The sequence below is a fragment of the Paenacidovorax caeni genome (genome assembly GCF_001298675.1).
GTDB lineage: Bacteria > Pseudomonadota > Gammaproteobacteria > Burkholderiales > Burkholderiaceae_C > Paenacidovorax > Paenacidovorax caeni.
This window is the reverse complement of record NZ_CYIG01000044.1, coordinates 20,146-28,672: the sequence shown is the minus strand read 5'-3', so window position 1 is coordinate 28,672 and position 8,527 is coordinate 20,146. Positions and strand designations below refer to the sequence as shown.

Annotated in this window: 8 protein-coding genes; 6 read left to right on the top strand and 2 right to left on the bottom strand. The window is 62.1% G+C overall.

Translation table 11 applies throughout. The features are described from left to right. Positions 1–13 precede the first annotated feature (13 nt). A complete protein-coding gene (locus BN2503_RS21375) occupies positions 14–124 on the top strand; it encodes an integrase core domain-containing protein (RefSeq protein ID WP_082366636.1) in 111 nt (36 codons plus the stop codon). A gap of 95 nt (positions 125–219) precedes the next feature. Here BN2503_RS21375 and BN2503_RS15615 read toward each other — a convergent pair whose 3' ends face one another. Further along, positions 220–1,761: a flagellin N-terminal helical domain-containing protein gene (locus tag BN2503_RS15615; RefSeq protein ID WP_054257564.1), complete on the bottom strand. Its 1,542-nt coding sequence runs from the start codon at positions 1,759–1,761 to the stop codon at positions 220–222. A 349-nt stretch (positions 1,762–2,110) separates the two neighbouring features. On the opposite strand from BN2503_RS15615, the gene BN2503_RS15610 reads away from it, so the two are divergent. From BN2503_RS15610 to BN2503_RS15595, 4 genes are all read left to right on the top strand, one after another. After that, positions 2,111–3,652: a flagellin N-terminal helical domain-containing protein gene (locus tag BN2503_RS15610; RefSeq protein ID WP_054257563.1), complete on the top strand. Its 1,542-nt coding sequence runs from the start codon at positions 2,111–2,113 to the stop codon at positions 3,650–3,652. 209 nt (positions 3,653–3,861) lie between these two features. After that, positions 3,862–5,301: a flagellar filament capping protein FliD gene (gene fliD / locus BN2503_RS15605; protein WP_054257562.1), complete on the top strand. Its 1,440-nt coding sequence runs from the start codon at positions 3,862–3,864 to the stop codon at positions 5,299–5,301. 75 nt (positions 5,302–5,376) lie between these two features. Further along, positions 5,377–5,829 carry a flagellar export chaperone FliS gene (gene fliS / locus BN2503_RS15600; RefSeq protein WP_054257568.1) on the top strand — a complete coding sequence of 151 codons (453 nt, stop codon included), beginning with the start codon at positions 5,377–5,379 and terminating at the stop codon, positions 5,827–5,829. 3 nt (positions 5,830–5,832) lie between these two features. After that, positions 5,833–6,132, top strand: a complete 300-nt coding sequence (locus BN2503_RS15595) for a flagellar protein FliT (RefSeq protein ID WP_054257561.1) — start codon at positions 5,833–5,835, stop codon at positions 6,130–6,132. Between the two features lie 128 nt (positions 6,133–6,260). On the opposite strand, the gene fliE is transcribed toward BN2503_RS15595, so the two are convergent. Further along, complete coding sequence (gene fliE, locus BN2503_RS15590; RefSeq protein ID WP_054257560.1) at positions 6,261–6,575, bottom strand: flagellar hook-basal body complex protein FliE; 315 nt, start codon at positions 6,573–6,575, stop codon at positions 6,261–6,263. Positions 6,576–6,755: 180 nt separating this feature from the next. Between fliE and fliF the strand changes: the two genes are divergently transcribed. After that, positions 6,756–8,483 (top strand): flagellar basal-body MS-ring/collar protein FliF, encoded by a 1,728-nt coding sequence (gene fliF / locus BN2503_RS15585; protein ID WP_054257559.1) that lies wholly within the window; start codon positions 6,756–6,758, stop codon positions 8,481–8,483. The last annotated feature ends 44 nt before the right edge of the window (positions 8,484–8,527 follow it).

The following is an 8,527-nucleotide window of genomic DNA, read 5'->3' as shown; positions in this document are numbered from 1 at the left end:
GGAGGTTCGAGACATGACAGCGGACTGGCTGCACCGCTACAACCACCACCGGCCCCATGAAGCCCTTGGCCGCATCCCACCGGTCGAGTACCGTGTCAAACTGTTCCCCAACCTCTACTTCTGACTGGCTCAGGAATTCGAGGGGACTTCAAACGCGCCCAGCGTGACGAGGGCTTGAAGGCCCTGCTGCTAAGAACCGAATTGTTCAGGGTGAACTTCTTATTTGAGCAACGACAGCACACCCTGCGGAATCTGGTTGGCCTGGGCCACCATGGCGGTGCCGGCCTGCTGCAGGATTTGCGTGCGCGACAGGTTGGCGGTTTCCGCCGCGAAGTCGGCATCCAGAATACGGCTGCGCGAGGCGGACATGTTTTCCGACGAGATATTCAGGTTGGCGATGGTCGTCTCGAAGCGAGACTGCAGGGCGCCGTAGTTGGCGCGCTGGCCGCTGATCGCGGCGATGGCGGAGTCCACCATGGCCAGGGTGCGGTTGGCACCGTCCACCGTGCTCACGTCCATGTCCTTAACGGCCTGTAGCTGGCTCGAGGTGGCGGTGGCGGCGTCGATCATGAAGCCGCCGGGCGAGCCAACCGAGTCGGTCGCGCTGAATGACTTGGATGAATCCAGTGTCAATTGGCCCGTAAGGACAGTACCGTTGCCAGCCAAGGTGCCCGTCGCGTTCATCGCAGCCGTCACTGCAGGGGTTAATCCGAGGCCGTCGGGCGTGGTGATGATGATGGCTCCGGGGGCCAGTTTGTTCAGGAGTTTGATGTCCTCGCCCGAATCGTTGGTGAGGATGATGCGGTTGCCATCGTCGTTCACCCTGGCGGATACGCCAGTCTTGGCCGAGACGTCGTTGAAGGCCTTGACGGCAGCGCTCAAGCCTTCGGCGGTGAGGGACTTGACGGTAAACGACACGGTGGCCGGAGCACCTGCGTCGTTGTTCGAAGCGATTTGCAGCGTGTACGCGCCGGAGGCAAGGGCATCCAGGCCGATCTCGGTGCGCGCCGAGGCGCTCACGCCGGTGAGTTCGGTTTGGGCGTTCACCAGGGCGGCCACGCTCTTGGCCGAGGCACCCGCAGGGTAGATGATGTCCTTTTTCCCGTACGCGCCATCTACCGACAGGGTACCGCCGGTGATGGCTGAGTTTGGCGAAGCACCCTGGGCTCTGACGGAACCGGGGGTGCTGCCCAGCGTCAGGTCGCCTGTGTTGTCCGTCGGCAGCACAGCTTTACCACCAATGCGGTAGTTGCCGTACGAATTGGTGCTGAAGTTGGACGACGTGGCCGTGATGGTCTGGTTGGCATTGGCGCCTACCTGGAACTGCGCGCTGGTGAACGAGCCGTCCAGCAGCTTGCGGCCGTTGAACTCGGTGGTCTTGGCGATGCGGTCCAGCTCGGCAGTGAGCTGGTTCACTTCGGCGTTCAGCGCTTCGCGGTCCGAGGCGCTGTTGGTGGCGTTGGCCGACTGCACGGCCAGCTCGCGAATACGTTGCAGAATGTCGCCCGAGCTCTTCAGCGCGCCTTCGGCCACCTGCGCCAGCGAGATGCCGTCGTTGGCGTTACGCGCGGCCTGGTTCATGCCCCGGATCTGCGTGGTGAAGCGCTCCGAAATGGCCAGGCCGGCCGCGTCGTCCTTGGCGCTGTTAATGCGCAGGCCCGAGGACAGACGGTTGATGGAGGTATTGAGGGACGACTGACTCACGCCCAAGTTGCGTTGCGCGGTGAGCGAGGCAATATTCGTGTTGATCGTCGATGCCATGGCGGAACTCCTGCGTGGCGGGATACAAACATTTCTGCCGGCTCAAGCGCTACCCCTCCGGCGGACTTTTTGGGAACGATGGAGCGATTGTGGTCAGCCGCTGCCAGGCCGTAGGCTGGATAAGCAGTCCAAAAACCACCCAATCCATAGATTTGCCTGCGAAGACCCCTAAAGTTTTCCGGCGGCCGCCCGAAAACAACCTCAACGGGACGTTTGCAACAAGAGGTAGCGGATGTGCCCGCCGTTCAACAGGCAGCCGCGTCGGCGCTGTGAACCCTGCGGCCAGACGGTTCTGGGCCACAGTTGGCGGTAACGCCATAGATATGTCAGTTCCTTCAGGAGAGTAGCAATGGCCACTATCAACACCAACGTCGCATCGCTGACCGCCCAGCGCAACTTGAGCACCAACGCAAACGCGCTCAACACCTCCATCAACCGCCTGTCCTCGGGCCTGCGCATTAACAGCGCCAAGGACGACGCGGCCGGCTTGGCCATTTCGGAGCGTTTCTCCAGTCAGATCAGAGGGGCTAACCAGGCCGTGCGCAATGCCAACGACGGCATTTCGCTGGCGCAGACCGCCGAAGGCGCGCTCAAGAGCTCGGGCGACATCCTGCAGCGTATCCGTGAGCTGGCCGTGCAGTCGGCCAACGCCACCAACAGCGCCTCGGATCGCAACGCGCTGAACGCCGAAGTGAACCAGCTCACTTCCGAGCTGGATCGCATTGCACAGACCACTGAGTTCAACGGCCGCAAGCTGCTGGACGGCTCGTTCACCAGTGCGCAGTTCCAGGTGGGCGCCAATGCCAACCAGACCATCACGGCCACGTCGTCGAATTTTGGCACCAGTTCCTACGGCAACTACCGCATCGGCGCTAAGGACGCTACGGCCACGGATGCCACGGGCGATCTGACATTGGGCAGTACAAAAGGCGCTAAATTGGTGCAGGCTGGTGCCACGGCATCGGCCATCACGGCGGGTGGCACGCTGAAAATCGAAGGTTCCTATGGCGAGAAGACGGTCTCGTATGGTGCGAAATCGACCGCCAAAGATGTGGCCGCTCTGGTGAATGCGCAGACTGAATTTACTGGCGTGAGTGCCTCGGCGCGTACCGAGGTGCAGTTGGATACCTTTGTCTCGGGCTCCTACACCCTGGATGTGGCTTCCAAAAATGATGTTGGCGCCCCCGTCACCATCGCTTTCAGTACGGACGGGACAAACAAAGCCGAAAGCCTGAGCGCCGTGGTGAAGGCGTTCAACGACGTGTCTGCCAAAACAGGCGTGTCGGCGCGTCTCAACGAGGCGGGTAACGGGGTGATTCTGGTGAATGATGCTGGCGATGACATCAAGCTGCGCAACAAATCAGCCACTGGCATGACCGCTGCGCTGAAGGAGGCCAATACATCCACTGCTGTGAGTGGTGCGGGTACGCTTCTAGTAGATGCAACGAACTTCTTGCATGTCACTGGACAGTTGACGCTGGATTCATCCAAGTCGTTCAGCGCAACGGATTCGGTGGGCAGTGCGACATCCGGTGGTTTCTTGTTGGCGAATACAGCACAGTCCAGCCAGATGCAGAAGGTGAAGGACATGGACGTCAGCACGGTGGCGGGCGCCAACCGTACCCTGGCCATCGTGGATGCCGCTATCTCGGCCATCGCCAGCCAGCGTGCCAGCTACGGCGCCTTGCAGTCGCGCTTTGAGAGCACGGTGACCAACCTGCAGACTACGGCGGAAAACATGTCTGCCTCGCGTAGCCGCATCCAGGATGCTGACTTCGCTTCGGAAACCGCCGCCTTGTCGCGTGCGCAGATTCTGCAGCAGGCCGGTACCGCCATGGTGGCACAGGCCAACCAGCTGCCCCAGGGCGTGCTGGCTCTGCTGCGCGGCTAAGCCAGGGCTGAAGGCCGGAGGGGGACTCCGGCCTTTGGATAAGACAAGGGGCGGTGGCGATGGGAGATCGCCACCGCCTTGCCGTTTGCGCATGAATTGCCGGTATTCCCGGTGCTTATCGGCGCTTATCGGCGCAATCTGCCCAGCGGTCTGGTTGGATAATCTCCCGATTGGTATTAACCTGGCAGTGCATTCATCAGGAGGCGGCTATGGCCAGCTTTACGAATTTGGGGGTCGGTCTTGGCGGCAGCGTAGATGTCAACGGGCTCATCAAGTCGTCGGTGGACATGGCGCGCCTGCCTATCACCAGGAATACCGGCCTGACGTACCAGGCGACGATGATCGACGCCAAGATTTCCACCTACGGGCAAATCAAGTCGCTGGTTTCCACGCTCTCGGATGCCGCGAATAAGCTGGTCAGTGTCACGGGCTGGAATGCGGTGACCGCCACCTCCTCCAATAAGGACTTCATCACAGCGTCCGCCGTGGGTGGTACGGTGGCCTCCACATTTAGCGTGGAGGTGCAGGGGCTGGCCAAGGCGCAGACCACCACATCCCAGTCCTTGGGTAAGGGGTTGCCTGTAGGGCAGGGTACGTTGCGTCTGGAGCTGGGTAAGTGGGCCGATGCTTCCACATTTACACCGGCCGCAGGCAAGACGGCGGTGGACATTACCGTCGGTGCCAACGATACGCTGTCCGACATCGCGGGCAAAATCAATGGTGCCAAGGCGGGCGTCACGGCGACCATCGTGTCCGACGCCTCGGGCGAGCGCTTGTTGCTGCGCAGTCAAACCACTGGCGAAGAGTCAGGATTTCGCATGGCGGTCACCGATGCCGATGGCAACAATGCTGACGGCGCTGGTCTGTCGCGCCTTATGGACAATGCCACTACCAGCTACGCGGCCGATGCTAAGGCGACGGTCAATGGCATCGCGGTCACGTCTGCCACCAATACATTCACGAATACGGTGTCGGGAGTGACCTTCAATGCACTGAAGGAAACCACCGGGCCGGTGGAGATTACGGTGGCGGGCGACACCTCCAAGGTTAAGGAAAACCTCGATGCTTTCGTGAAAGCCTACAACGCGGTTAACCAAGCGCTCAACACGATCACTGCCTACGACAAGGACACCAAGACGGCCGGCCTGCTGCAGGGCGATTCTTCGGCGGTGACGCTGCAGAACACCCTGCGCATGGCGCTGCAGTCGGTGGCTGGTGGTGAGGGCAAGCTGCGCACGCTGTCTGATATCGGTATTAGCACGGCCAAGGGAACTGACCCGTTGCGGCCTTCTGGTGACTTGGCGATTGATTCGGCCAAGCTTGACGCCGCGCTGAAGGATCCGGAGGCGCTCAAGGGATTTTTCCGTGGCGCGGATGGCAATACTGCCAATGGCGTCGGTACCAAGATCAAGTCTGCGCTTGATGGCTTGTTGGCCGATGGAACCGGTTTTTTCTCCAGCAAGGACAACTTGCTGAAAAAAGCCAAAAGACTCAATGAGACGGAAGTTCAGACCGTGGAGGATCGCGCAAAGCGGCTCGAAGCCAGCCTGACCGCGCGCTATGTCGCGCTGGACGGCCAGATGAGCAAGCTCAACGCGCTGAATTCCTATATCGCCCAGCAGGTCACGACCTGGAATAAATCTTCGTGATCGACCCGGGTGAATATTCAAGTTTTCTGGTTCCACGCCGATAAATAAAGCAGTCAATTCAAAGGAATGCCTGCCATGTTCGCCGCCTACCAGCCTCGTGCCGCATCCGCTTACCAGCGCATCAACGTGGAAACCAGCATGCACACGATTGACCAGCACCAACTGGTCAGTCTGCTGTATGAAGGTGTGCTGAGTTCCATCGCCACTGCGCGTGGTGCCTTGGCGCGTGGCGACGTGCTGACCAAGTGCAACAGTGTTTCCAAGGCAGTGCGCATCATTGAGGAAGGTTTGATGACGGCGCTGGATCGCGATGCCGGCGGTGAGCTGGCCCAGAACCTGGAAGCGCTGTACGACTACAGTCTGCGCCGCTTGCTCCTAGCGAACGCCCACAACGACGATGCCATGCTGGCAGAAGTCGCGCACCTGTTCGAGCCCATTGCCCAGGGCTGGAACCAGATCAAAACCCCCACGGCTGCTGCCGTGGCGCCCCGCGCCGAGGTGCGCGTTGCTGCTATGGCGGGGGCCTGAGCCATGCCTGACATGTTGATTGATTACTACAAAGCCATTGAAGACAGCAGCGCCAAGATGCTGGAGGCGGCCAAGCTCAAGGACTGGGACGGTGTGGTGCGCCATGAGGGTGCCTGCGCTGTGCTGATCGAGCAGCTGCGCAGCCAGTCGCGCTGCCAGGAGCTCCTGCCTGAGCACCGTCGCGAGAAGATGCGCATCATGCAGCGCATCTTGCGCAATGATGCGCAGATTCGTTGTCTGGCCGAGCCCTGGATCGCGCAGTTCGAGCACATGTTCGATGGCCAGCCGCACTTGATGCACTGAGTGGGTTTCAAGCCAAATAGGCCTCCAGCGCTTACGGGGTAAGCGCTGGCAGCTACCAAAGAAGTAGCAAAAACAAAAAAAAGCCGACGGGTATCGCCCGTCGGCTTTTTTGTTGTGTGGGGTGGTGGTTACACCTGCATGTTCATGATGTCGCTGTAGGCCTGCACCATGCGGTTGCGCACATGCAGCGTGGCTTGGAAGCCAATCTGTGCCTTCTGGATGGCGACCATGGTTTGCTCCAGGCTGACGGAGGGGTTTTCGAGCTGCACTTCGCGTTGCAGATCGGCCGCCTGGTTTTGTGCCTGGCTGACGGATTGCAGGGCGTTCTTGAAGGCAGAGGAAAAGCCCTCCTTGCCCACGGGGGCCTCGGTCCCGGTTGCGCGGCGCGCCAAACCGGCGCCCGCCAGGGGGGCAGTGGTCGTGCTGTTGATGCGCAGGTCCATGGCGTTCGGAATACTGGAGCTTGGGATGGCGCAATCCTAGGGCCAGTGCACGCTGTGCATCTGTGGGAATAGATGGACAATTGCGCGCCTTATCGGGCAAACGCCAAGGGGCGCCGCCCGAATAATCGACGCACCGCTCCCTCTTGCCTGGGCGGTGGTTCCTGACAATCGCCAAGCACCATGTCCGCCGTTGCCGAAATTCCCGAGAACGCGCCCGCGCCTGTGCCGCAAGCGGGCCTGCCTGCCTTGCGCCAGCGCCTGGTGGCGCTCGACCGTGGCCAGCGCATGCGCCTGGCTGCGGCCGTGGTGCTGCTGGTGGCGGCGGTGGTGGCGGCCGTGGTACTGAATCGCCAGCCCGACTACCGTGTGCTGTTTTCCAACCTGAGCGACAAGGATGGCGGCGCCATCGTGGCCCAGTTGGCGCAGATGAACGTGCCCTACAAGTACACCGAGGGCGGTGGCGCCATCCTGGTGCCGACCGAGCGTGTGCACGACGTGCGCTTGCGTCTGGCTACGCTGGGCTTGCCCAAGGGGTCGGTGACCGGGTTCGAGTTGATGGAAACCGCCAAGTTTGGCGTCACGCAGTTCCAAGAGCGGCTGAATTTCCAGCGGGGGCTGGAGGGCGAGCTGACGCGCTCCATTCAGGCGCTTTCGTCGGTGCAAAGCGCGCGCGTGCACCTGGCGCTGCCAAACCAGAACGGTTTTTTCCGCGAGCAGCAGAAGCCTTCGGCCTCGGTGCTGCTGAGTTTGTACCCGGGGCGCATCCTGGACCGCGCGCAGATCGCGGGCATCGTGCACCTGGTGGCGTCCAGCGTGCCTGAGCTGTCGCCCACGGCCGTGAGCGTGCTCGACGACTCGGGCAAGCTGCTGTCGCAGTCGCCCGATGGGCAGGGTAACGGTGGCTCCAGCATCGACGTGCAGCAGGTGCAGTATGTGCAGAAGCTGGAGGAGCAGTACACGCGCCGCATCCTCGATATTTTGGAGCCCGTGGTGGGTCCGGGCAACGTGAAGGCGCAGGTGACGGCCGAGGTCGACTTCAGCCAGACCGAGCAGACGTCTGAGCAGCACCGCCCCAATCTGTCGCAAGACAGCAGCGCCGTGCGCAGCCAGCAGGTGGTGGAAACGGGTGGGTCTGGCAGCGTTATGCCTTCCGGCATTCCCGGCGCGGTGAGCAACCAGCCGCCGCAAACTTCGAGCGCGCCGGTCAACGGCGCCAACCCTGCGCCTTCGGTGGCCAGCAGCCAGGGCGGGGGCGCGTCGGGCGGTGGGGTGAAGCGCGAATCCATCACCAACTACGAAGTCGACAAGACCGTGCGCGTGACGCGCACCGGCGGCGGCACCGGCAGCATCAAGCGCCTGACGGCTGCCGTGGTGGTGAACTACCAGCCGGGCGCAGACGAGAAGGGCCAGCCCCAGGCCAAGGCGCTCACCTCTGAGCAGGTGGAGCAGATGACCGCGCTGGTGCGCGAGACCATCGGCTACAGCAAGGAGCGCGGCGACTCGGTCAACCTCATGAACACGCCGTTCCTGGCCGATGCCAAACCGGCAGAGCCGCTGCCGCTGTGGAAGCAGCCCGAGACGATTGAGCTGGCCAAGAGCTTCGCCTGGCCTGTGGGCATGGTGCTGTTTGCCCTGCTGGTATTGCTGGGCCTGGTGCGCCCGGCGCTGCGCCAGCCCAAGCCCGCGGAAATCGCTGCGGCGGCTGCCGCCGGCGCGCTGCCGGGCACGCAACTTGATGCGTTGGAGGACGAAACCGTGGGCCGCCCGGCGCTGCCGCCGAAGAAGGTGGTCGATCCCGGACCGACGCCCGAGGAACTGCGCCTGGAAGAAGCCCGCCTGCTGGCCAAGGAGAACCCGATCGCCGTGGCCAACATCTTGAAAACCTGGGTCAATGGCGAGGCGCCGTGACCTTCAGGACGGACCCTATGTGCCGGGTAAGCTCTGCCCTTTGC